Source organism: Mycobacterium sp. NGS61, assembly GCF_059812325.1.
On sequence record NZ_JCALCL010000001.1, the window covers coordinates 557,778 to 582,252 of the forward strand.

The 24,475-nt window shown below is 66.8% G+C and carries 23 protein-coding genes and 1 pseudogene; 20 read left to right on the plus strand and 4 right to left on the minus strand.

The window, feature by feature from the left end; all coding sequences use genetic code 11:
• Position 1 precedes the first annotated feature (1 nt).
• The 3 genes from AC5Y3Z_RS02750 to AC5Y3Z_RS02760 are packed head-to-tail and all read right to left on the minus strand — an operon-like array spanning position 2 to position 4,214.
• On the minus strand, positions 2-796 hold the full coding sequence (locus AC5Y3Z_RS02750; protein WP_463827577.1) for an enoyl-CoA hydratase-related protein: 795 nt from the start codon (positions 794-796) through the stop codon (positions 2-4).
• Positions 797-837: 41 nt separating this feature from the next.
• Positions 838-2,703 (minus strand): 1-acyl-sn-glycerol-3-phosphate acyltransferase, encoded by a 1,866-nt coding sequence (locus AC5Y3Z_RS02755; RefSeq protein ID WP_473139177.1) that lies wholly within the window; start codon positions 2,701-2,703, stop codon positions 838-840.
• Entirely contained in the window at positions 2,700-4,214 is a 1,515-nt protein-coding gene (locus AC5Y3Z_RS02760) for an HAD-IB family hydrolase (RefSeq protein WP_473139178.1), read from the minus strand. The genes AC5Y3Z_RS02755 and AC5Y3Z_RS02760 overlap by 4 nt, the downstream gene beginning before the upstream one ends.
• 274 nt (positions 4,215-4,488) lie before the next feature.
• On the opposite strand from AC5Y3Z_RS02760, the gene AC5Y3Z_RS02765 reads away from it, so the two are divergent.
• The 19 genes from AC5Y3Z_RS02765 (at position 4,489) to AC5Y3Z_RS02855 (ending at position 22,431) form a co-directional block, all read left to right on the plus strand.
• Positions 4,489-5,589, plus strand: a complete 1,101-nt coding sequence (locus AC5Y3Z_RS02765) for an NAD(P)-dependent alcohol dehydrogenase (protein ID WP_473139179.1) — start codon at positions 4,489-4,491, stop codon at positions 5,587-5,589.
• 44 nt (positions 5,590-5,633) lie between these two features.
• Complete coding sequence (locus tag AC5Y3Z_RS02770; protein WP_473139180.1) at positions 5,634-6,557, plus strand: alpha/beta fold hydrolase; 924 nt, start codon at positions 5,634-5,636, stop codon at positions 6,555-6,557.
• The gene (locus tag AC5Y3Z_RS02775) at positions 6,547-7,962 is read left to right on the plus strand and encodes a wax ester/triacylglycerol synthase domain-containing protein (RefSeq protein ID WP_473139181.1); all 1,416 of its coding nucleotides are present in this window, start codon (positions 6,547-6,549) and stop codon (positions 7,960-7,962) included. Before AC5Y3Z_RS02770 ends, AC5Y3Z_RS02775 begins: the two co-directional genes overlap by 11 nt.
• A 49-nt stretch (positions 7,963-8,011) precedes the next feature.
• The gene (locus AC5Y3Z_RS02780) at positions 8,012-8,341 is read left to right on the plus strand and encodes a hypothetical protein (RefSeq protein ID WP_463827571.1); all 330 of its coding nucleotides are present in this window, start codon (positions 8,012-8,014) and stop codon (positions 8,339-8,341) included.
• A gap of 137 nt (positions 8,342-8,478) precedes the next feature.
• Positions 8,479-9,810, plus strand: a complete 1,332-nt coding sequence (locus tag AC5Y3Z_RS02785) for a cytochrome P450 (RefSeq protein ID WP_473139182.1) — start codon at positions 8,479-8,481, stop codon at positions 9,808-9,810.
• Between the two features lie 15 nt (positions 9,811-9,825).
• Positions 9,826-11,283, plus strand: a complete 1,458-nt coding sequence (locus AC5Y3Z_RS02790; RefSeq protein ID WP_473139183.1) for an aldehyde dehydrogenase — start codon at positions 9,826-9,828, stop codon at positions 11,281-11,283.
• A gap of 27 nt (positions 11,284-11,310) precedes the next feature.
• Entirely contained in the window at positions 11,311-12,297 is a 987-nt protein-coding gene (locus AC5Y3Z_RS02795; RefSeq protein ID WP_473139184.1) for a PDR/VanB family oxidoreductase, read from the plus strand.
• The gene (locus tag AC5Y3Z_RS02800) at positions 12,294-13,394 is read left to right on the plus strand and encodes a Rieske 2Fe-2S domain-containing protein (protein WP_473139185.1); all 1,101 of its coding nucleotides are present in this window, start codon (positions 12,294-12,296) and stop codon (positions 13,392-13,394) included. Before AC5Y3Z_RS02795 ends, AC5Y3Z_RS02800 begins: the two co-directional genes overlap by 4 nt.
• A gap of 90 nt (positions 13,395-13,484) precedes the next feature.
• On the plus strand, positions 13,485-14,576 hold the full coding sequence (locus AC5Y3Z_RS02805) for a homogentisate 1,2-dioxygenase (protein WP_473139186.1): 1,092 nt from the start codon (positions 13,485-13,487) through the stop codon (positions 14,574-14,576).
• A gap of 28 nt (positions 14,577-14,604) precedes the next feature.
• Entirely contained in the window at positions 14,605-15,783 is a 1,179-nt protein-coding gene (locus AC5Y3Z_RS02810; RefSeq protein ID WP_473139282.1) for an alpha/beta hydrolase, read from the plus strand.
• Positions 15,780-16,982, plus strand: a complete 1,203-nt coding sequence (locus AC5Y3Z_RS02815) for a CaiB/BaiF CoA transferase family protein (RefSeq protein WP_473139187.1) — start codon at positions 15,780-15,782, stop codon at positions 16,980-16,982. Before AC5Y3Z_RS02810 ends, AC5Y3Z_RS02815 begins: the two co-directional genes overlap by 4 nt.
• Positions 16,979-17,872, plus strand: coding sequence for a hydroxymethylglutaryl-CoA lyase (locus tag AC5Y3Z_RS02820; protein ID WP_473139188.1), 894 nt, complete (start codon positions 16,979-16,981; stop codon positions 17,870-17,872). Before AC5Y3Z_RS02815 ends, AC5Y3Z_RS02820 begins: the two co-directional genes overlap by 4 nt.
• Positions 17,872-18,480 carry a TetR/AcrR family transcriptional regulator gene (locus AC5Y3Z_RS02825; protein WP_463827563.1) on the plus strand — a complete coding sequence of 203 codons (609 nt, stop codon included), beginning with the start codon at positions 17,872-17,874 and terminating at the stop codon, positions 18,478-18,480. The genes AC5Y3Z_RS02820 and AC5Y3Z_RS02825 overlap by 1 nt, the downstream gene beginning before the upstream one ends.
• Before the next feature lie 22 nt (positions 18,481-18,502).
• Entirely contained in the window at positions 18,503-19,741 is a 1,239-nt protein-coding gene (locus tag AC5Y3Z_RS02830; RefSeq protein ID WP_463827562.1) for an acyl-CoA dehydrogenase family protein, read from the plus strand.
• 14 nt (positions 19,742-19,755) lie between these two features.
• Positions 19,756-20,706 carry a phosphotransferase family protein gene (locus tag AC5Y3Z_RS02835; RefSeq protein WP_473139283.1) on the plus strand — a complete coding sequence of 317 codons (951 nt, stop codon included), beginning with the start codon at positions 19,756-19,758 and terminating at the stop codon, positions 20,704-20,706.
• The gene (locus AC5Y3Z_RS02840; RefSeq protein WP_473139189.1) at positions 20,703-21,059 is read left to right on the plus strand and encodes a DUF6285 domain-containing protein; all 357 of its coding nucleotides are present in this window, start codon (positions 20,703-20,705) and stop codon (positions 21,057-21,059) included. Before AC5Y3Z_RS02835 ends, AC5Y3Z_RS02840 begins: the two co-directional genes overlap by 4 nt.
• Positions 21,056-21,469, plus strand: coding sequence for a nuclear transport factor 2 family protein (locus tag AC5Y3Z_RS02845; RefSeq protein WP_463827560.1), 414 nt, complete (start codon positions 21,056-21,058; stop codon positions 21,467-21,469). The genes AC5Y3Z_RS02840 and AC5Y3Z_RS02845 overlap by 4 nt, the downstream gene beginning before the upstream one ends.
• Positions 21,470-21,471: 2 nt before the next feature.
• A complete protein-coding gene (locus AC5Y3Z_RS02850) occupies positions 21,472-22,014 on the plus strand; it encodes a YceI family protein (protein ID WP_473139190.1) in 543 nt (180 codons plus the stop codon).
• Between the two features lie 15 nt (positions 22,015-22,029).
• Positions 22,030-22,431, plus strand: a complete 402-nt coding sequence (locus AC5Y3Z_RS02855; protein ID WP_463827558.1) for an Rv3143 family two-component system response regulator — start codon at positions 22,030-22,032, stop codon at positions 22,429-22,431.
• A 769-nt stretch (positions 22,432-23,200) separates the two neighbouring features.
• Here AC5Y3Z_RS02855 and AC5Y3Z_RS02860 read toward each other — a convergent pair.
• Positions 23,201-23,699: pseudogene (locus AC5Y3Z_RS02860) on the minus strand (PPE family protein); the annotation flags it as partial.
• Between the two features lie 394 nt (positions 23,700-24,093).
• Between AC5Y3Z_RS02860 and AC5Y3Z_RS02865 the strand changes: the two are divergent.
• Positions 24,094-24,471, plus strand: coding sequence for an NADH-quinone oxidoreductase subunit A (locus tag AC5Y3Z_RS02865; protein WP_463827557.1), 378 nt, complete (start codon positions 24,094-24,096; stop codon positions 24,469-24,471).
• Positions 24,472-24,475 lie beyond the last annotated feature (4 nt).

Below are 24,475 nucleotides of genomic sequence, written 5' to 3' on the forward strand. Positions count from 1 at the left end.
GCTAATTGCCTCGGTAGGAGGCGAATTCGGGGCTGCGCTTCTCGTTGAAAGCGGTGATTCCCTCCTGCGCCTCGGGCGTCTCACCGAACATCTTCAACGTCGAGTACGCCATCTGACCGACCGAGGCGAACTGTTCGGTGTCGGTGTTGAACGACTGCTTGAGCACCTTCAGCGAGGTCGGCGAGAGCACCAGCATCTCGTCGGCCCAGGCACGCACCTCGGCTTTGAGTTGGTCCGCGGGAACCACCTTGTTGACCAACCCCCATTCGGCGGCCTGCTGCGCCGAATACCGGCGGCACAGGAACCAGATCTCCCGCGCCCGCTTCTCGCCGACCACCCGGGCCAGATATCCGGTCCCGAAGCCGGCGTCGAATGAGCCGACCCGTGGGCCGTTCTGGCCGAAAAGGGCGGTGTCCGCCGCGATCGTCAAGTCGCACAACACATGGAGGACGTGGCCCCCACCGATCGCGAAACCGTTGACTGCCGCAATGACGGGCTTGGGCACGTCGCGGATGACCCGGTGCAGCGTGTCCACTTCGAACAAGCCGGTTTCCGACGGACCGTAGTCACCGGTTTCGGCGCGTTGCTTCTGGTCGCCACCGGTGCAGAATGCCTTCTCACCGGCCCCGGTCAAACAGATCACGCCGACTTCCGGACTCCCCCAGGCCAATTTGAAAGCCCGGATGAGTTCGTCGAGGGTGCGCGCGCGAAACGCGTTGTACCGCTCTGGCCGGTTGATGGTGATCCAGGCCAGACCATCCTCTACCTGATAGGTGATGTCGGTGAATTCGGGCATCGGTCGCCTCTCCTCGTTGAAAGCTCTACCCAGCTATTTGGTCATACCATATTACCAAAGCTCGTCGTGCGCGCGAAGCCACTGTCCCCGCTCCCACAGACTGCCGTGAACTCCCGTCTCCGCTCGGCTAATTGGGCAAGTGCCACCTGTAGGTCATGGAGTTCGGCGACCAGCGCTGCGCGGCCACGGGCCCCCGATTCGGGGTCATCCGGTGTGATCAGGCCGCGGTGCTTGGCCAACTTGAAGGCGGTGGTGAACATCTCCCCCGACACCGACTCTTCGGTGATGCGCCGCTGCAACGCCCATTGCCGGCCCAGCCGCAGACAACGTTTGAGGAGCTCACGCTCCTCGACCTCACCGCCGGCCCGCATCAACTCCTCGGCCAGCACCCGGTAGGCGTCGACGAACGGTCGCAGCACGAGATGTGCTACCAGCAGCTCGCTTTCATCCAGGCTTCGAAGTGCTTCGGCACGATCCAGCGGCGCGTCACGGTCATGACTGCGCCCGGTCATGATCGCGAACTCGTTCCACAGCTCGTCGGCGAACTCGGCTCGGCCGGCGAAGAAGAACTCGAACTTGAGCAGCTCGCGCACCGCCAGCGCCCGCTCCCAGCCGGTGCGCTTGGTCGACTCCGGTTCTCGCACGATGGCCAGCAGGGCCAGTTCGGCGATCGCCCGCATCAGCAGGACGTGAATCGCGCTGTTGCGGTAGACCGCGACGATCAGGTGCTGGTCCACCCCGATACCCCAGACCGGGGTCGGCCCGCCCGAGTAGCACGTCAGCACCGCCGAGCCGACCAGCGCGTGCAGCGTTCGGGACACGGTCGCGCGATCGGTGAGGTCGGCGCCGCCCGCGACCGGCCAACCGCGGGCCCGCAGATAGCCGGCCAGGGGCGCCACCGTTGCGCACACCTCGTCGAGGGTCAGCGCTCGGTCGGCACCCAGCATCGCCACGCAGACGGCCGCGGTGGCGGTCACCGGAGTTGCCAGATTCAGCCGGTGGCACACGTCCAGCGCGATCCGCTCGACCACCTGACGATCACCCAGGCCCTCACTGCGTAGCGTCTCGATGCGCCCGTAGAGCGGGACCGGCGAGCCGAAGTTGATGTATATGCGCCCCAATTGATGTCGCAGACCGCGGGCGTAACTGATTAACCACCGCGCGTTCTCCGGCCTCTTGGGCAGGCCGCGTGCTTCGGCAGCCATCAGTCTGACCTCGTGTGGCGGCAACTGGTCGAAGATGATCGAGACTGGCACTGCCAGCGTCTGCTCGGACCGGGCCGCCGCGACCGCGTCGACCACATAACGCAGCAGCCCGTAGCGCGGCGGCCGCAGCTTGCCGGTACGCGTGCGCCCGCCTTCGATCGACCAGACCAGGTTGCGTCCGCGGGCAACCAGGTGAGCGACCACCGCGCGCAGTGCCAAGCGATAGACCGGCAGGTCGCCCGTGGCCCGCCGCACCGGGATGAACCCACTGCGCCGGGCCAGCGTGCCCAGCGGGAAGAAGTTGAGGTTGGCGCCGGCGAGGCCGAAGGTCGGCGAGATCCCCTGCCGGGCAAGGCTTGGCGGGAAGGAGAACTGGTCCAGATACGAGCGATGCGAGATCAGGAAGATCAGCGCGTGGTCGCGGTCGAGCACCCGCATTCGCTCCAGATCGTCCTCGTCGACGACCACCTCGAAACCGCGCACCATCCAGGCCGACAACGCCTCCCAGGCCCGTACCACGTGCCGTTCGTGCCAGGCCGCCATCTCCTGGATGTACTCGGTGGCTTCCGCCGTGACATCGGATACGCCACGGCCCAGTTTGGTCGCCAATTGTGCCGCCGCAGTGCGAAAGTCGTCAGAGCCCAACACCGCAGCCAACTCGTCCCGCAGTTGCGGGCGTAGGGCGACCAGCCGGCCGGTCACAGCGAACTCGCCCGCACACCCGCGGCGACGGCCGCAGACCAGCGCAGGCCGGCTTCGGTCCCGGGCCAGTCGTCGAGAGTGTCGACGTAGAGCTGGCGCATCCGCGGCACCCAGTCATCGAGATGCTGTCGGGTCCAGCCGGCCGTTGGAAGAGGCTCGTGCACCACCACCTCGATGGTGCCTTCCTGAGCCACTTTGGCGTTGCGCCACATGATTTCACCCGTGTTGCGGATCACCACAGGTACGATCGGCACCCCGGCGTCCCGGGCCAGATGGAAACCACCCTTCCTGAAGTCCCCGATTCGCGGACTCAGCGACCGGGTGCCCTCCGGTGACATGGCTATCGACACGCCGGTCCGGAGCTTGTCCAGCGCCGGCTGCAGGGCCGATATCGCTTTGGACGTGTTGGAGCGGTCGACGAACGCCACGTCGGCCAGCGTGAGCACCTGCCCCAGCACCGGTATCCGCCGCACCTCGTCCTTGGCGATGATGGTGAATCCCCGCCGGATCAACCGAGATACCACCAGTGCGTCAATGAGGGTGCTCTGATGGTTGATGAAAAACACGGCGGGCCGTCGTGCGGTGTGCTGTTCGCCGATGATCTCGATGTCGATGTTGCTGAGGTGACCGGCGACGCGACCGAACAACGACGTCGCCAGGTCCATCCCGCCGCGCCGGTCGAAGGTCAGCAGTCCCGCGACCAGACCGGCGCTCACGGCGGCGGCGAAGCCCCCGACCAACCCGGTGGTCCGGGCGACCGCCATGGGATGAAACTGGTTCTGCTTGTTGGTGAATCGCAGCACCGGCCAACCGCGCTCGGCAGCGTAGTTCGCCAGTTCGGGCGCTGGATTGACCGGATGCGGACATCCGACGGCCTGCAGCAGCGGGATCTCCTCTGCGCCATTGGCATATGCGTGACAGTTCTGCAACGAGATTCGGTGCTGGCGGGCGAACTCCCGCACCGCCGCGGCTTTGCCTTCCCCCCACGGGGGGCGCCCCACCACGGCGCCGGTGAGCACACCGTCTTCGGTTTCCAGCTCCGTGCACACCACATGGTCGATACCCAGCTCCCGAGCCATCGGCTGAACCTGCAGCCGGGTGGCCGAGGTCGCGATGACCACGGTGTGTCCCTGGTTCTGATGGGCACGCACCACCCGCCACGCCTCATGGAACAGCGAACCGGCAATCGACTGCGCGAAGAGCTGCTCGCCGAGCTCCATCAGATCGTCCTCGGTGCGACCTCTCCAACCCCGGATGCCCTGCAGCAAGAGCTCGTTGAACGATTCTTCGCTGAGCGGCTCACCGAGCGCAGTGCGCACGGTGCGGACGAACTCGTCGGGTCCGAGCTCGAGATTGCGAGCCCGGTGCGCGTACAACGCATTGGCGGAATACCCCTGGATCAGGGTGCCGTCGAAATCGAAGACCGCCGCCACACGACGTCCCCGCGGCCCGTCCTTGATGTGTTCGATGTGCTCGTCGACGGACATCTCCGACGGGGTCTTACGACTCATCACATATCCCTGCGTGCACAGCGCCGCGCGAGACGCATCGGCGCTGCTTCGCTCCGACGATGCCCACTATGGGCTGCCGAAGTAACGCCGGCCAAGCATTTTCGGGCGAGATCCCCCTGATGCGGGGTAGGAAACTGCCCGATGTGGTGACGCGACCGAGCGCGCCGTTCGGACACACTCACCAGACCGGGTTCGGTATGCCGCGGTATGCCGAGCCCGTCTCACCAACCCGCGCCGTGCAGGGCGCCACAGCAACAACGGAGGGGCAGGTCGGATGAAGATCTCAGCCGCGGTGGTGCAGGAGGTAGGTGCACCCTTCACCGTCACCGAGGTCGAGCTGCAGGACCCGGCGCCGGACGAGGTGCTCGTCGAAATCGCGGGCGTGGGCGTCTGCCATACCGATATCGCGGTCAAAGAAGGCCACCTGCCGTTCCCGCTGCCCGGCATCCTGGGCCACGAGGGCAGCGGCACCGTGGTGTCGGTCGGCGGCGACGTCACGTCGGTGGCCGTCGGTGACCGGGTTGCGCTGAGTTTCAACAGTTGCAGCAACTGTGCCCATTGCGCGAAGGGCGAGCCGGCCTACTGCCACAACTTCCTCGAATACAACTTCGGCGGGCGGCGTCCGGACGGATCCTCCGGAGTGTCCGCGGCCGGGGCAGCGCTCTCGGCGAACTTCTTCGGACAGTCGTCCCTGGCTTCCCACGCACTGGCGCACCAGCGCAACGTCGTCAAGCTGCCGGCGGACGCACCGATCGAACTCGTCGGACCCCTGGGCTGCGGGATCCAGACGGGCGCCGGCGCGGTTTTCAACTCCCTCGACGTCCAGCCGGGCTCGACGGTGGTCGTCGCCGGGGCCGGCGCGGTCGGGCTGTCGGCCGTCATGGCTGCGGCCGTGCGCGACGCGGTCTCGATCATCGCGGTCGACCTGCACGAGAGCCGCAGGTCTTTGGCCACCGACTTCGGGGCCACCCACAGCATCGACCCGCAAGCGGGTCCGCTGGCTGAACAAATCCGTGAAATCGCCCCTGCGGGAGTCGATTACGGTATCGACACCACTGCCGTGACACCTGTCGTCGAACAACTGCTCGCGGCGCTGGGGATGCGTGGCGCGCTGGGCTTGATCGGCGTCCCCGCCGACCCGCAGGCCGTCTTCTCGGTCGGCCTGTTCCAGCCTCCGCTGCTGGGTCTGACCATCCGCGGCATCGTCGAAGGCGATTCCGACCCGCAGACATTCATCCCGTATCTGCTCGACCTGCACCGTCAGGGCCGCTTTCCGTTCGACAAGCTGGTCACCACAATGCCTTTGGCGCAGATCAACGAAGCGGTCGAAGCCCAGCTGCGCGGCGAGGTCCTCAAGGTCGTGCTGACGCCCTGAACACGTTGGCGATGACGAGAAGCCCGCGACGTAGAACCGCGACGGTGGCCGCCGCGGTGGTGACGGCCGGCGCGGCGGCGGCACTGGTCCGACGTGAGTCGCGTCGGCCCCGCGACCCCGTCTACGGCCTGGAACTGACCCCGAGTCACCGCACCGGAGTCGGCACTCCGCTGCTGTTGCTACACGGGATCGGCGCGATCTGGCGCGTCTGGTCGCCGGTGCTGCCCCATCTGGAAGCACACCACGACGTGATCATGCCGACGCTGGCCGGCCATGCGGGTGGGCGTTCCCTGACCGCCGGGACCGTCCCTTCGGTACAGATGCTGGTCGACGACCTCGAACAGGAACTCGACCGCCTGGGTCTGGCGAAGGTGCACATCGCGGGAAATTCACTCGGCGGCTGGATCGGTATCGAGCTGGCCCGCCGGGGACGGGCACTGTCGCTGGTGCTGTTCAGCCCCGCCGGCGCCTGGCGATCACCGCGCCGGCTGCGGGCGACCGCCTACTGCGTCCGGTTCGGACTCGTTGCGCTGGGCCGGTATTCGGAGCGCGCCGAAACGCTGGTGCAGCGACGGCTGCTGCGCTGGGCCATGCTCGCGGGCCAGGTCGCTCAGCCGGGACAGGTACCGCTGGAGACGCTGGTGACGTATCTGCAAGCCAGCAGCCAGGCGCCGATCGTCAGCCCACTGCTGCGGACCCTCCATCTCGACCCGGTGCGGCCGCTGCCCGCCGATCGGGACTATCCAGTCCGACTGGTGTGGGCGGAGCGCGATCTTGTGTTGCCCTACAGACACTTCGGCGCGCCGATGCTGGAACGCCTGCCCGGTGCGGAGCTGATCCGGCTGCGCGGGGTCGGGCACGTACCGATGTCTGACGACCCGGCTCGGGTGGCCGAGCTGATCCTGGACCTCACCCGGCAGGTGGACCGGGTCCCGGAGCAACAGCAAGGGCGCAGCAATGTCCGATAGCAGTCCAGAGGTGTTCGCCGCCTGGGGTGGGGGCCAGGATCTCAGTGCCTGGGAAGCGCTGATGTGGCGCACCGAGGGCGATCCCCGCACCCGCTCGACCGGCGTGCTGGTCGAGTTACTCGACACCGAACCGGACTGGGATCGGCTGGTGGCCGCCCACGACCGGCTCACCCGTCGCATCCCGCGGTTGCGGGAGCGGATCGTCGACCCGGTGTTGCCGCTGGTCGCTCCGGCCTGGTCGCCGGATCCCCATTTCGACCTCGCCTACCACCTGCAACGGGTCCAGTTGGCTGGCGACGGCTCGATGGCCGAGCTGCACCAGCTGGCCGCCCAATTCGCTGTCCGGCCAATCGATCCCACGCGGCCGCCGTGGGAGGCGCTGCTTGTCTGCGGCCTCGCCGATGACCGGGCCGCCTACCTGTTCAAGCCACACCACAGTCTCAGCGACGGAATCGGGTTGCTGCAGTTGCTCGACCTCGCCCACTCCCGTGGCCGCGAACCCTCTCCCAGAGACGACCACCCGGTGCCCGACCCGAGGCCTGCCGAATCGCCGGAGGGTTTGTTGCTGAATCGGCTGACCAGCACCGCCGTCCATGCCCCCACGGCGCTGCTCCGGGAGGCGACTGGCGCGGCCGGCCGGTTCGTCGGTGACCCCGTCGGGACCGCTACCGCCGCAATCAAATTCGCGCGGTCGTTCAAGCGCGTGCTCACCCCTCCCGATACCGCCCACTCCCCCGCACTGACCGGCGGCGGCTCGTCATACCGGCTGGACACCTTCGACGTCCCGCTGGCAGAACTCAAGGCGGCCGGGCGCGCAGCCGGCGGCTCGGTGAACGATGCATTCCTGGCCGGACTGCTTGGCGGGGTTCGCCGCTACCACGAAAAGCTCTCCGTTGCCGTCGATTCCATACCGGTGGCGATCCCGGTCAGCCTGCGCACCGACAACGATCCGATGGGCGCCAACAGGTTCGCTGGCGCTCGATTCGTCGCGCCCGTCGGAGAGCCCGACCCGGCGGTGCGCATCGCGGCCATCCACCGGTTCATCGCCGAAGCCCGGGCCGAACCCGCGCTCGGATTCCTCGACCTCGTCGCGCCCGTCTTGAGTCGGCTGCCGAAGATCGCGCTGACCCGCATCGCCGGCGGCATGACCGGCCTGTCCGACCTGCAGGCTTCGAACCTGGGCGTCATCACCCGGCCCCTGTACCTGGCCGGCGCCCGAGTCACACACATCTACCCGATGGGTCCACGGCCCGGAATTCCGGCGATGGTCGCGATGGTCACCTACCAGGAAACCTGCTGCATCGCAGTCAACTTCGATCCGGAATCCGTCACCGAGCCGATCGCCTTCACCAGCTCGCTGCGCGAGGGATTCGACGAGGTTCTCGCAATGGGCCGACACACCTGACGCAGACAGCCTGGCGTCGCACTGCAACTACCACGGAAGGGGTAGCACCATGAACTTCTCGGACGTCGTCGACCTCCTCGACAAGTCAGTCGGCGGTCCGGACTGCGACGTAGCGTCGCACGGTCCGTTCTGGCGGGACGTGACACGCGATCAGTTCGTCACGATGAAGGTGGGCGGGCGGCCGTTGGTCACGCTCGGCGACGGAGCTCATTCGAACCTGGTGTTGTCACTCAAGGGCACGGCCCCGTTCGGCTCGGACCTGGACGAACCGCCGGCCGGCGCGGTGACCCCGCGCATGCCCGCTTACCTCGACCCGATGTCGCCTGAGGAGATTGCCGATATCGAGGCGTGGATCGACCAGGGCTGCCCCGGCGAGTGACGGTTACCCCCAATGCGGGAGTGATGACCCCCCGTCATGGTGACGCATGAAGGACGCGTCCCCACAACACTTGAATCATCGGCACGTGACCAGCGGCGACAAGAAACACCAGGCAGCAAGAAGAGGACACCTTTGAGATGACCATCACCGAACAGACCGAATCAGCCGTCCTGCCCGACGAGATCGCGCGTCGACTGGTGCTGCCCGAGGGCCATGCGGACCTCGTCGCACTACACGATGCGTACAAGTGGCTACGCAACAACATGCCGGTCGCAAAGGCACTGGTCGAGGGCTACAACCCCATCTGGCTGGTCAGCAAGCATGCTGACATCCAAGAGGTCGAGAGCCTGTCGGAGGTCTTCGTCGCGGGCGGCGGTACGGATAACCCCGGGACCCACAATCCGATCCTGCAGAACATCGCCGGCGACGAGTTCACCAAGCAGCTGCTCGGTGGCAGCCTGCGCATCCTCGACGCCCTTCCCTACATCGACCCGCCCGAGCACACCCATGCCAAGAACATGGCGTTCGGCTACTTCAAGCCGCCCTCGGTCCGGAAGATGGAAGACCGGATTCGCGAGCTCGCCAAGGAATCCATCGACCGGCTCAAAGAGGTTTCGGCTGGCGGGCAGATCGACCTGGTCGACGACTGGGCGCTGGGATATCCACTGCACGTGATCATGACGCTGGTCGGGGTGCCCCCGGAGGACGAGCCGCGGATGATGGCCCTGACCCAGGAGTTCTTCGGCACCGCCGATCCTGAGCACCAGCGTGAGGACGTCGAGGCGCTGTCGCCGGAGGCGATGGCCCAGCAGTTCTCCGCCACCATCCAGGACTTCTTCACATACTTCGATGCGCTGGCCGAAGACCGCCGGGCGAATCCGCGTGACGACCTGGCGACGGTGGTGGCCTGCGCCAAGCTGCCCGACGGGGAGTACTGGCCCAAATCCTTTGTCTACGGCTGGTATACCGCGATCTTCACCGCCGGCCACGACACCACGTCGGCGACCCTGGCCGGTACGCTGCAGCAACTGGCCCTGCACCCCGAGGTGCTCAGCCGGGTCAAGGCAGACCTCAGCCTGGTGCCTGACCTCATCAACGAGGGATTGCGGTATGTGGCTCCGGTCAAGCACTTCATGCGCCGCGCGGTCACAGACCACGTCCTGCACGGGCAGCTCATCAAAGCCGGTGACCGGGTGATGCCGCTGTTCCAGTCCGGCTGCCGCGACGAAGATGTTTTCGACAGTCCCGACGAGTTCAATATCGACAGAAGGCCCAACAATCACTTGAGTTTCGGCTTCGGCGCACACACCTGCGTAGGCCAGCACCTGGCCAAGCAGGAGCTGAAGGTGATGTTCGAGGAGCTGCTCCCCCGCCTGGAGTCGATCGAGGTGCTCGGTCCCGGCAGCGTGACACAGACCAACTTCGTCGGCGGTCTCAAGCATCTGCCCGCCCGGGTCAAGATCTCCTGAGAGGTTGGAACATTCGTGACCACCATCGAGTATCCGCAGCTCTACATCGGCGGCGACTGGACGGCACCCACCGGCAGCGATCGCATCGAAGTGCGGTGTGCGGCGAATGAAGACCGCATCGGTTCGGTCCCCCGCGCGAGCCGCGTGGACATCGACGCCGCCGTCGGGTCCGCACGGTCGGCCTTCGACGACCCCGACGGTTGGTCGACGTGGGAGCCCAAGGAGCGGGCCGAAGTGCTGGAACGCTTCGCAACCGAACTGGAAGCCCGCGGTGAGGAAACCGCGCGCCGGGTGTCGATGCAGAACGGGATGCCGATCTGGATGGCCCAGCAGTTCGAAGCAGGTTTTCCCGCGCTGCTGCTGCGCTATTACAGCGACCTGATGACCAGCGCGGCGGTGGAGGAGACACGCCCCGGCATGCTGGGCGGCACCACACTGGTCTCCAGACAGCCGGTAGGCGTAGTGGCTGCGATCGTGCCCTGGAATGTGCCGCAGGGGATTTCGTTCCTCAAGCTCGGCCCTGCCCTGGCAGCGGGATGCACGGTCGTGCTGAAACCCGCCGAGGAAACAGTGCTGGACGCGTTCCTCATGGCCGAGGCCGCCGCGGCCGCCGGCCTACCCGAGGGCGTCCTGAATATTGTTCCCGGCGGCCGGGATATCGGTGAGTATCTGGTCGAGCACCCCGGAATCGACAAGGTGTCCTTCACCGGATCCACCATTGCGGGCCGCTGGATCGCCGAGGCGTGCGGCAGGCTGCTGCGGCCGGTGACCCTGGAACTGGGCGGCAAGTCCGCCGCCATCATCCTTGACGACGCCGACCTGGCCGGTTGTCTCGAGCAGTTCTTCGCGGCCACCATGCTCAACAACGGACAGGTCTGCTACCTCAGCACCCGGGTGCTGGCGCCGCGCAACCGGTACAACGAGATCGTCGACACCATCACCGATCTGGTCCGGACCCTCAAGATCGGTGATCCACTGGACCCCGAGACCAAGATCGGTCCGCTGGTGTCCGCGCGGCAGCGCGAACGCGTGGAGGGTTACATCGCCAAAGGGCAGAGCGAAGGCGCACGCATGACCACCGGCGGGTCGCGGCCCAAAGGATTCGACCGTGGCTGGTTCCTGGAACCGACCGTCTTCGCCGACCTGGACAACAATGCCACCGTCTCTCGCGAAGAGATCTTCGGGCCGGTGCTGTCGGTGATCCCGTACACCGATGAGCGCGAGGCGATTTCGATCGCCAACGACAGCGATTACGGCCTCGGCGGAACCGTGTGGTCGGCTGATGCCGATCGCGCCGTCAAGGTTGCGCGCCGGGTCCGCTCGGGCACCGTCGGCGTCAACCACTACCTCAACGATCCGGTCGCGCCGTTCGGCGGGATCAAGCAGAGCGGCATCGGTCGGGAACTCGGTCCGGAAGGGCTGCACCCCTTCCAGGTGTTCAAGACGGTCTATCTGCCGCCCCCGGCCGGGTGATGTGACCCGGATCGGAGTAATGAACCCTTGTCCGCCGCAGTGGTTTCCACGCACAACGCCAGCGTCCACGAATTCGCGACCGATCTGATCGTGCGGCGACGCTGCCCTGCCGCCGAGGGTGTGGCCGTACTCGACCTCGCCCATCCCGACAACGGCGATCTGCCGCGCTGGGAACCGGGCGCACATATCGACTTGATGCTGGACGGCATGACGCGCCAGTATTCGCTGTGCGGCGATCCGCGCGAGTCGGCCATGTGGCGGGTGGCGGTGCTGCTCGATCCCCACTCGCGGGGCGGATCGCGCTACGTGCACGACAACCTCCGCGAAGGCAGTTCCGTGCGCGTGCGTGGTCCGCGCAATCACTTCCCGCTGGTCGACGCCGGGCACTACCGGTTCATCGCCGGCGGAATCGGCATCACCCCGATCATGGCGATGATCGAGAGTGTCCAACGCTCCGGCGGCGATTGGACACTGCTCTACGGCGGGCGCACGCGAGCTTCGATGGCCTTCGCCGACGACCTGGTCGAGCGCTATCCCGACCGTGTCACGGTGTGGCCCCAGGACGAATGTGGATTGCTGGACCTGGAAACACTTTTCAAAGATCCTGAGGACGACACGCTGGTTTACTGCTGCGGGCCCGAGGCGTTGCTGTCGGCCGTGGAGCAACACAGTGCGCACTGGCCCCCGGGCATCCTGCACATCGAAAGGTTCGCCGCCAAGGCTCCGTCGGATCAGGCGACAACCTACGAGCAGTTCGAGGTGGTGTGCCAACGCTCGGGCGTCAGCTTCGAGGTGACGACCGATCAGTCGATCCTGGAAGTGCTCGAAGACGCGGGCATCCCGATTCTGGGCAGCTGTTATGAAGGTGTCTGCGGCACCTGTGAGGCAAGGGTGTTGGAGGGAACGCCCGACCATCGCGACTCAGTACTGTCGGACGCCGAGCGAAGTGCCGGCGAAGTGATGCTGTGCTGCGTGTCGCGCTCGCGCACCGAGAGGCTGGTGCTGGACCTTTGAGAGCCGTCAAGACCAATGTCCCGAAGAAGTGCTGGTATGTCGCGGCTACCAGCGCCGAAGTGACGCATTCCCCGCTGGGCCGACGGTTGCTGGGTCAAGAAGTCGTGCTCTGGCGTGGGTTCAGCGGCCAGGTGAGCGCATTCGTAAACCGTTGCGCGCACCGGGCATTCCCGCTATCCCACAGCCGCGTTGACGGCGACCGACTGATCTGCGGTTACCACGGGTGCACCTATGACACCGACGGCAGGTGTGTGCACATCCCGTCCCAGACTCAAGTCCCCACCGGGATGAGGGTGGGGGTTTTCCCGGTTCTCGAACGGCCACCGTTCGTGTGGATCTGGCTGGGACCGGCCGCCGCGGCGGCCAGCAGTCAACCGCCGAGCACACCGTGGATCAACGACCCGGCCTGGACGACCTTTGCCGATGCCTGGCGAATCACCGCCAACTACATGATGGTTCACGAGCACTACCTCGACTTCAGTTACGCCCCAATCCTGCATCGGCATGACATCCCCGAAGACATCGCGGCCATGCCGGCATTCAGCGCTGTCGAGGTCACGGAAACGACGGTGTCCTACACCCGGCATCTGCCCGAAGCCCGACTTACCGACTGGGAGGCCGACGGCACCGGACTCGATCGCGAGCCGCGCTACAAGCGCCGCGAGAGCGGCACTTTCGTGTCCCCGGCAATGCATCGGCAGTTCTGGGAGATCACCACCGCGGACGGAGACCTGTACATCACCACCCGTACGCATGCGATCACCCCCGAGACCGAGGCGTCAACCCACGTGTTCATGCAGGGTTCGCGCAACTACGGAGCCGATAACGACAAAGTGACCGCGGGACTCCGGTCCTTCCTGGCCGGCGTCGCCGAACGCGACTCCGCGATCCTGGAGATGGCTGCCAGTCATTCCGGGTACGACCGCTGGCGCAGCGGCGTCGAATTCCAGGCCGATGCGGCAGCTTTGCGCGCCCGACGCATCGTCGGGGTCATGCTGGCCAAAGAGGCCGGGCAGGCGGCGCTGCGACCCGGACTGGCACCTAATACGCGCAGTGGTGCGCTGAGCCCAGGCCAATCCGCCGCTGCGCGAGGCTGACTCCGAAGGGACGCCGCCGGCGCTTGCCTTCCGCCAGAAACAAAAGTAACGTCACTTTCAGTTCTGGCCTACGACTTCGGGAGCCTTGTCATGGAATCCTTCGTCCACCTGCGCAAAGGGAAAACGCCGCGCCGGGTTCATGCCGACCTCGACGGCCTCAAGGACGACGAACTGGGTCGTGGCGGGTTCATCGGCCGCACTGCCAACATGTACCGCCGCAACGACCCCACCGCCTACCGCGCGGTCGGCCCGCTGCGCCCCACCGACGTATTGGCCGATCAACTCAAACCGGACGACGCCACCGATGCGAACGGCGGCCCGCTGCTGATGTTCAGCAACGCCGACTGCCGGGTGCTGCTGAGTCGGCGCAGCGAGGCAATGCCGTTCTACGCCCGGCACGTCGACGGCGACCTGCTCTGCTTCGTGCACCAGGGCACCGGCCTGCTCGAAACTGAATTCGGGCCATTGACCTACCAGCCGGGTGACTGGGTGTACATCCCCAAAGCCTGCACCTGGCGCCAAATCCCGTCCAGCGAAACGATTCTGCTGATGATCGAGGCCACCGACGAATTCCGCGTCCCGCCACCGGGCGCCCTGGGCCGGCACTTCCCCTTCGACCCGTCCCAGGCGGTCATCCCCGACCCGGCACCCATCGACGACGACGGCCGCGACGAGTACCTGGTCCGCCTCATTCATGAGGGTGGGCCCACTACCCTTCATTACCAACACAATCCACTGGACGTCGAAGGCTGGCGCGGCGACAACTTCGCGTTCACCTTCAACATCGCCGACTACAACGTCGTCACCTCCGACAGCATGCACCTGCCGCCGACCGTGCACCTGTTCATGCAGGCGACCGGTGTCTACGTGATGAACTTCCTGCCCAAGCCCGCCGAAGGGGTGCCCGGCACCGAACGCACCCCCTGGTATCACCGCAACGTCGACTACGACGAGATCGCGTTCTTCCACGGCGGTTCGCTCTACGGCATTCCGATGCCACCGGGCCTGATCTCCCATGCCCCGCAAGGGGTTCACCACGGCGCGCCGGAGAAGGCCCGCGAGCGCGCCCGCCGCAAGTTCGACGACTACACCCGGGTGGACTGGCAGGTGATCGCCATCGACACCCGACGTCGGCTGACCCCTTCCCCGGAAATACTGGCCAACGACCTTGCCCAACACTGAGGACAACACTGACATGACGCAGACTGCGGTGAAACACGACTACGAGCGCATTCCCTATCTTGTTGCCTTCCAGAACAATTCGGGGGTTCGCGACGTCTACGGTGGGCTGGCCGACATCAACGTGCTGGAGAGCTACCTGCTGAAGCCGAAGGACAAGCCGAGCGACACCGTGCTGGTGTTCATGCATCCGATCGGCGGCGGCGCCTACCTGCCGATGATTAATGCGCTGGCCCGCGCCGGCCATCATGTCATCTACTGCAACAGCCGATTCCGCGGCACCGACTCCGCGCTGCAGATGGAGAAGGTGGTCGAAGACCTCGGCGAATGCATCAAGGACGCTAAGAACCGGCTGGGCTACCAGAAGGTGGTGCTGGCGGGCTGGAGCGGCGGCGGCTCGCTGTCGGTGTTCTACCAACAGCAGGCCCAGCACGCGACCATCACCGCCAGCCCCACCGGTGACGGCCCCGACCTGACCACGTTGGATCTGCCGGCCGCCGACGGGATCATGTTGCTGGCCGCACACATCAGCCGGCACGGCACCCTGACCGAGTGGCTGGACGCCTCCATCCTGGACGAGTCCGACCCCACCAAGCGCGATCCCGAGTTGGATCTCTACAACCCGGACAACCCGAACCAGCCGCCCTACACCGAGGAATTCCTGGCCCGCTACCGGCAGGCGCAGATTGACCGCAACCGCCGAATCACCGCGTGGGTCAAGAACAAACTGGCCGAGTTGCGTGCGAGCGGTCGGCCCGGCAGCGATGTTGCCGAATTCGGCTTCGTCGTGCACGGCACCATGGCCGATCCCCGCTGGCTGGACCCGACGGTCGACCCCAACGAACGCAAGCCCGGCACCTGCTACCTGGGCGATCCGCAGGTGGTGAACATGAGCCCGGTCGGACTGGCCCGGTTTTCCACCCTGCGCGGCTGGTTGTCGCAGTGGAGCTATGACGACGCTCGCGGCGACGGCGTGAAGTGCGGCAAGGACATCGCCATTCCCGCTCTGGTCATCGGTAATCTGGGCGACGACGCCTGCACGCCCAGCCACACCCGGCGGCTCTTCGAGGCTATCGGGCACCCGGATAAGGAGATGTACGAAATCCACGGCGCCACACACTATTACGCGGGTCCCGACCAGCGAGACAAGCTGCGGGAGGCGGTCGAAATCGTCACCGACTGGCTGACCCGGCACGGGTTCGCGCAGTGACTCACGGCGCGCTGGACGGCATCCGGGTGCTGGAACTCGGCACGCTGATCGCCGGACCATTCGTCGGTCGCCTGCTGGGCGACATGGGCGCCGATGTCATCAAGGTGGAGCCACCCGGTGCGCCGGACCCACTGCGCACCTGGGGGCAGGCCGAGGTCGACGGGCACCGCGTCTTCTGGACGGTGCATGCGCGCAACAAGCGCGCGATCACCCTCGATCTGCGCAAGCCGGCCGGCCGGGAGCTGTTCCTGGATCTGGTCGCAAAGTCCGACCTGGTGGTGGAGAACTTTCGGCCCGGCACCCTGGAGAAGTGGAACCTGGGCTATGACGTGCTCAGCGAACGCAATCCGGGCATCATCCTGGTCCGGGTCTCCGGATACGGACAAACCGGACCCGACGCCCACAAAGCCGGCTATGCGTCGGTGGCCGAAGCCGCCAGCGGGCTGCGACACCTCAACGGTTTCCCCGGTGGCCCGCCACCACGCCTCGCGCTGTCGCTGGGCGACACCCTGGCCGGCATGTTCGGCGCCCAGGGCGCACTGGCCGCGCTCTACCGACGCAGCGTGACCGGGCAGGGTCAGGTCGTGGACGTCGCGCTCACCGAATCATGTTTGGCCGTCCAGGAATCCACCATCCCCGACTATGACGTCGGCGGCGTGGTGCGGGGCCCCTCGGGTACCCGGCTGGAAGGGATCGCGCCGTCGAACATCTATCGCAGCGCCGACGGCTCCTGGGTGGTGATCGCCGCCAACCAGGACACCGTTTTCGCCCGGTTGTGCACAGCGATGGACCGCCCCGAACTCGCGACCGACGACCGCTTCGCCGACCACGGTGCCCGCGGCCGCAACCAGGACGAACTCGACGAAATCATCGGCGCCTGGGCGGCCCAACGCCAACCCGGCGACATCATCGAAACCCTGTCCGCCGCAGGGGTTATCGCCGGGCCCATCAACACGGTCGCCGAGGTGGTCAACGACCCGCAGCTGCGCGCCCGCGGCATGCTGGTGCCGCATCACGACGAACGGGTGGGCCGCGACGTGCTCGGCCCGGGCATCGTGCCGGTGCTCTCCGAGTCCCCCGGTCGGGTGCGCAGTGCCGGTCCCGCCCGGCCCGGACAACACAACGACGACGTCTACGGCGGGCTGCTGGGCAAGAGCGCAGCACAGCTGGCAGCCCTGCGCAGGGAGGCGGTCTTATGACCTACGTCGCCATCCGGGAGGTGGCGTTGCGCGACGGCCTGCAGATCGAGGCGCCGATCCCGTTGTCGGCCAAGCTGGACCTGCTGAGCGCGGTGGCCGCGACCGGGGTACGCGAGGTGGAGGCCACGGCGTTCGTGTCGCCGACCAAGGTGCCGTCGATGGCCGATGCCGCCGAACTGGCCGCCGAACTGCACAACTTCCCCGGCATCGAGTTCTCCGCGCTGGTGGCCAGCCCCAACGGGGCCAACCGCGCGATTGCCGCGGGCCTGCGGTCCATCGAGTACGTGGTGGCCGCCGACGACACCTTCAGCCAGAAGAACGTCGGTCGCACCAGCGCCGAGGCAACCGCCCAGATCGGTGAGATCGTCGCCATCGCACGCGACAGCGGCGTCACCGTCGAAGTCATCGTCGCCACCGCATGGGACTCCCCGTTCGAAGGCCCTACTCCCCCGCAGCGCGTCCTGGCCATTGCCGCCGCGGCGCGCGACAGGGGCGCGGACCGGTTCTGCATCGCCGACACCATCGGCACCGCCACCCCGGGCCGGGTGAGTTCGCTGATCGCCCAACTGCGTCCGGTGCTCGGCGAGCTGCCGTTGGGTGCGCACTTCCACAACACCCGCGGGTCCGGGTTGGCCAGTGCCTACGCCGCGGTCTGCGCCGGGGTTACCCGGCTGGACGCGTCGGCCGGGGGGCTGGGTGGCTGCCCGTTCGCCCCGGGTGCCACCGGCAATATCGCGACCGAAGATCTGGTGTACCTGCTCACCGACAGCGGTTTCGAGGTCGACGTGGATCTGCCGGCCGCGATCGCCGCGGCGCGGGTCGCGCAAGAAGCTGTCGGCCACGACCTGCCGAGCGCGCTGCTGCGTGCGGGGGATCGGATCCGCGGCTGATGCCCGCCGAACTGCTCACCGCCAAGGGCCGCCAGACCCGCGAATCCATCGAGCTGGCCGCCCGGAAACTGTTCGCCGAACGCGGTTTTCACGGCACCACCCTGGCCGACATCACCTCGGCGGCGGGCAAGTCCCCGGCGGTGTTCTACCGGTACTTCAGCGACAAGGAGGATCTGCTGGCCGCGCTGGCGCAGTCCTTCCTGCACGACGTCGTCGAGCCGTCCGGGCTGAGCGTGCAGCTACCGGAGGCGCCCGGTGACGCGTTCTTCACCTCGGTGGTCACCGGTTACTGGAACATGTTCAAGCAGCACATCGGCATCATGATCGCGGTGGCTCAACTGGCCGCGACCCAGCAACGCTTCGCCGATGTGCAGAACCAGTTCCGGCGCTTCGGCATGGACATCGTGGCCGCTTCGGTGCGCCGAGCCCAGGAGCAGGGTTACGGCACCGAACTCAACCCCGAACACACCGCGGCGGCCATCGCGCTGCTCTTCGAGAACTTCACCACCGTCATCGTCGGCAAGTCGGACCTGGGCATTACTGTCAGCGATGAGGACGCCATTGCCATGCTGTCCCTGATCTGGAAAAAGACACTCTACGGCGCGTGACCTATTCCAAGGAGAGATCAACGTGGATTTCACCCTTCCCGAACACCTTCCCGGCGTGTTGGCCGAGATGGACGCCTTCATCGAGGCGGAGATCAAGCCGCTGGAACGCGAGCACATCCAGTACTTCGATCATCGTCGGGAGAATGCCCGTACCGACTGGGACAACGGCGGCATCCCGCGCCGGGAGTGGGAAGATCTGCTCGGGGAGATGCGTAAGCGGGCGGACAAAGCAGGCTGGTTGCGGTACGGGCTGCCCGCCCAGTTCGGTGGCCGCGACGGTTCCAATATCGACATGGCCGTTATCCGGGAACACTTGGCGCACAAGGGACTCGGGCTGCACAACGACCTGCAGGACGAGTCCTCGATCGTCGGTAATTTCCCACAGGTCATCATGATGGACCGGTTCGGCACCGACGCGCAGAAGAAGGAATGGACCGAGGCGCTGATCACCGGTGAACGCTCGATGGCGTTCGGACTCACCGAACCCGACCACGGATCGGATGCCACCTGGCTGGAGACCACCGCGGTCAAAGACGGTGACGGATGGATCATCAACGGCGCCAAGCGATTCAACACGGGCGTGCACCGGGCCACGCACGACCTGGTGTTCGCCCGCACGTCCGGCGAACCCGGCCAGGCCCGCGGCATTTCGGCGTTCCTGGTGCCGTGCGACTCGCCCGGCTTCACCATCCCGTACTACTGGTGGACCTTCAACATGCCCACCGATCACGCCGAAGTGGAACTCAAAGACGTCCGGGTTCCCGACGACGCGGTGCTGGGTGACGTGGACCGCGGCCTGGAAGTAGGCCAAACGTTTCTGCACGAGAACAGAATTCGGCAAGCGGCCAGCAGCCTGGGCGCCGCGCAGTACTGCATCGACCGGGCGGTGACCTACGCCGGCGAACGCATCGTGTTCGGCAAACCGCTGGCGGTGAACCAGGCCGTACAGTGGCCGCTGGTGGAACTGCAGACCGAGGCGCAGATGGTGCGGCTGCTGGTCTATTACGCCGCAACACAATTGGACCAGAACCATCACATGCAGGTCTCCGACAAGGTGTCGATGGCGAACTACCGGGCCAACCGGCTGGTCTGCGAGGCCGCCGACCGGGCCATGCAGGTGCTCGGCGGCATCGGCTACAGCCGGCACGAGCAGCTGGAACACATCTACCGACACCACCGGCGCTACCGGATCACCGAGGGCGCCGAGGAGATCCAGATCCGCCGAGTTGCCCAGCGGCTGTTCAAGTTCGGCAAAAAGTGACACTGGCTGAGGACCTGGGCACCCTGCTGACCGATGTCACGGGCAGCCGGGTGGGGATCGACAATTTGCGCCCGCTCACCGGCGGCGCCAGCCGCACCACCTGGGCATTCGACGCCGTCACCGACGCCGATCGCCGGGCGCTGATCCTGCGCACCGGCCCGCCCGACGACGTGCACGCCGGCATGGAGTTGGAGGCCCGCGTCCAGGCCGCCGCGGCGGCGGCCGGCGCGCCCGTCCCACATGTGCTGATCGCCGACGATTCGGTTGCGGCCCTGGGTAATCCGTTCCTGATCTGCGACGAGATCAAGGGCGAGACCATTGTTCGACGCATTCAGCGTCAGCTCACCGACGAGGAATCCCGCCGGCGGCTGCTGCGCCAGTGTGCGCAGGCCATCGCCGCGGTACACCGGGCCGACCCGGACATCCCCGGCCTGACCGGCGAGGACCCGATCGGTCAGTGGCGCGAACGGCTCGACGAGATGGGCGACACCACCGCCACCTTCGAATGGACGTTTCGCTGGCTCGAGGCCAACCGACCGTCCGCGCCGTGGCCCACCGTGCTGGTGCACGGAGATTTCCGGATGGGCAACCTCATCGTCGACGGGTCGGACCTGGCAGCGGTGCTGGACTGGGAATTGGTGCACACCGGCGCGCCGTATGAGGACCTGGCCTGGTTCTGTGTGCGCGCCTGGCGGTTCGGCGCACCGGCCGGGCGCGGCGCCGGTGGGCTGGGCAGCATCGAGAGTTTCCTGCGCGACTACGAAGAAGCCGGCGCGACCAGCGTCGACCGGGTGGCGTTTCACTGGTGGCTGGTGCTGGCCACGCTGCGCTGGGGCGTCATCTGCCGGTACCAGGCCGAGCGTCATCTGAGCGGGCAGACCCGCTCGGTCGAGCTGGCCACCATCGGCAGGCGGGTGTGCGAGAACGAATGGGACCTGCTGGACCTGCTCGAGGAGGTGTCATGATCGCCGACCTGTACGGGCGTCCCACGGCCGCCGAACTGGTCGCCGCGGTCGCCGAGTTCCTGGAAACCGAAGTCCGGGAGGCGACCACCGGGTCGGTCAATTTCCACGCACGGGTGGCAGCCAACGCCCTGCGCATGGTCGAACGCCAACTGCTCGAGACCGGAGCGGCCGACATCCGGGCAGCACTGGCCGGGCTGGGATTTGCCGACGAAGCCGCCCTGGCCGCCGCCATCCGGGCCGGCGACCTGGACGCACCGGACGACGCCGTCGTCCCCGTCCTGCGTGAGCTGGTCCGCCACCGGTTGGCCGTCGCGCATCCCGGATACGAGAACCACGAGGAGCCCGGTTCATGACCGACACCGCGTCCGCAACCATCGTCGAGACGGCCGAGCGGTTGTTCACCGCGATCACCAACGGCGACCACACCGCCGTAGCGAACCTGTGGAGCGACGACATCGCGGTATGGCGGACGGGCGGGCGGCGCGGCCCCACCGCATACGACGACAAGTCCCGGGCGCTGCGGGTGATCAGCTGGTTCCTCTCGATCACCGCCGAGCGCAGCTACGAAGTGCTGGATCGACAGGTCTTCGACGGCGGGTTCGTGCAGCAGCACCTCCTGCATGCCACCGGCCATGCCGGGCAATCCATCGCGATGCGGGTCTGCATAGTCATCAAGGTGGACAGAGCAGGCCTCATCGATCGGATCGAGGAATACTTCGACCCCGGGGACCTCGCACCCTTACTGGATCGGCAGGGGGAATAAGGATGACAACGCTGGAGAGTCTGCTCGCCGACCCGGAGAGCACCGGATCGTGGACTCTGGTGCCGGACCGCTCGTCGGTGGGTTTCCGGATCAGGAACATGTGGGGCGCGCTGCCCGTCAAAGGCAAGTTCACCAAATTCAGCGGCGACGGCCGGCTCGCCGCTGACGGCACCGTTGCGGGACGGTTCACCCTCGTGGTCACGTCCCTGCACACCGGCATCGGCCGTCGCGACCGGCACCTGCTGTCCGCTGACTTCTTCGACGCCCAACGCTTCCCGACGATCACCGTCCTGGTCAACGAACTGCAGCCGGGCCCGGGCAAGAGCGCCGAGCTGCGCACCGATTTCACCATCAAAGGCGTCAGCCAACCGGTGACGCTGCCGGTGACCATCACCGAGCAGGACGACGGTTCGGTACAGATCCGCGGCGAGACGCAGCTCGACCGGACCCGGTTCAACGTGGACTGGAACAAGATGGGTGTCATGTCCGAGACCGTCACCGTGTCAGCAGAAGCCGTCTTCGTGCGATCCTCCGGGACCGCGTGAATTACGATCTGGACCGTGCCTGACTCGAGCAGCCCCCTGAAGATCCTCGTCTACAGCGACAACGTGCAGACCCGCGAGCAGGTGATGCAGGCGCTGGGTAAACGGCTGCACCCGGACCTGCCCGAGTTGAGCTATGTCGAGGTCGCGACCGGCCCGATGGTGATCCGGACGATGGACGAAGGCGGCATCGACCTGGCCATTCTCGACGGCGAAGCGGCACCGACCGGCGGCATGGGCATCGCGAAACAACTCAAGGACGAACTGTCCAGCTGCCCGCCGATCCTGGTCCTGACCGGCCGGCCCGACGATGCATGGCTGGCCAACTGGTCACGCGCCGAGGCCGCAGTGCCTCACCCGCTCGACCCGATCGTGCTGGGCCGCACGGTGCTCAACCTGTTGCGCGCGCCTGCGCACTGATCCGGTACAGCTCAGGCGCCGCGGACCTGAATGCGCTCCGGCTCGGTTGCCCGGGGACGGAACTGGGCCTCCGCCGATTCCGCATCTGCTTCCGGCGCGGCCTCCGATGCCCGGAAAGTCGACACCGGGATGCCGGATCCGCTCGCCGCGGCGGCGCGCGTCGCTTCGCCCGGGGCAGCGGCGACCGCGATACCGGGCGCGGCCGTCGGCAGCACGCTCATCGCCGGAACCTCGGCCTCCGGGGTCACCGACTCCTCCGCCACCGGCGCTTCGTCTTTCTCGGCCTTCTCGGCTTGCTTGTCCTGCTCTGATTCCGCCGACTTCGTCGGAACCGGCACCGACGGCCTGTCGCCGAGCAATCCGGCCATGGCCAGCCCGCCGACCGCCATCGGCATCATGGCGAAGCCGCCGAGGCCGGGACTCACCACGCCGGGACTGGCGACGCCGGGGTTGGCGGTCGTGGCGCCTGCGCTGCTCGCCGCGGCAGGCGCGGCCGCCGCACCGCCGTCGCTGTACGCCGACGGGTCACCGGCTGCGGCACCGGCCGACGCCATCCCGGGATCGGTGCCGCCCATGCCACCGGCAGCACCACCGCCGCCCGCCGCGCTGGCAGCGCCGGTGCTGACCGGGCCCGCCCCGCCCTGGGCGCCACCGCCGCCACCGGCGGCCGCACCGTTACCGCTACCCGCACCCGATCCGGCCAGCGCGCTGAGTCCGCCGGCCAAGCCGCCGGTCAGCGCCGGGAAGCTCTCGAGCACGGTCTGCCACGGCACCACCTGCGCGGCGGCCGCCGCGGCACCGGCGTAGTAGCCGGCCATCGCGGTGACGTCCGCGGCCCACATCTCCTCGTAGATGTTTTCGGCCAACGCGATCAATGGCGCATTCTGACCGAACAGGTTCGACATCACGAGCTGGACGAAGGCATTGCGGTTCTGCTCCACAGCTGCTGGATGAACGGTCGCCGCGCGGGCCGCCTCGAACGCGCTCACGACCGCTCTCGCCTGCCCGGCCGCCCCCAAGGACTGAGATGCCGCCGCTGCCAGCCAGCCCGCGTACGGCGCCGCGGCGGCCGCCATCGCCGCCGCCGCCGGGCCCTGCCACGCCTGTCCGGCCAGGTTCGAGATCACCGACCCGAACGATTCGGCAGCCGACCCGAGCTCCGCGGCCAGGCCGTCCCATGCGGCGGCCGCCTGCAACATCGGCGCGCTACCCGCGCCGAGGAACATGCGCAAGGAGTTGATCTCCGGCGGTAGTGTGAAAAAGTTCACAGGTCGCGTCCTCCCAGATCGGCCGTCGGCGGCTTTTGCGAACGCCGCAAATCCCGGCAGCAGTCCAGTGGCAAGGGTAACAACAAGCGCTCCGAGACGTCTGCCGGTCGCCGGAATCAACCGCATCTTGCCTGGCTACACGCCTGAATTCGAGCTTTTCGACAGTCCTGTACCACTGGGCGCCGTCCCGGCGCGATCCGAGTTGACAGGCAAGGATTTATGACATGTCCAAGAGCTTGACCCCGGACATGTGCCCCGGGCGCCGCGCGACTATGTTGAAGGTCACTGTGACGGTCCACATGCCCGGTCCGTCACACGTGTCATGCGCTGGGCCAGCCCGGATGTCACCGGCGGCCGCTGCGCTGGCGGCCCAAACGACGGATGGCGGAGCGAGTTGAATCCCTACATACCCATTTTCGTGCTCGCGGGCATCGGCGCAGCCTTTGCCATCGGCTCGGTATTCCTGGCGAGCATCACCGGTCCGACTCGCTACAACAGGTCGAAGCTGGCAGCCTACGAATGCGGCATCGAGCCCACCGAGACCGGGTTCAGCGGACCGAACGCACCCACCGGTCAGCGCTTCCCGGTGAAGTATTACCTGACCGCGATGTTGTTCATCGTCTTCGACATCGAAATCGTGTTCCTCTATCCGTGGGCGGTCAGCTTCGACTCGCTGGGGACCTTTGCCCTCGTCGAGATGGTCATATTCATGCTCACGGTTTTCGTGGCCTACGCATATGTGTGGCGCCGCGGGGGCCTGACGTGGGATTGAGGTA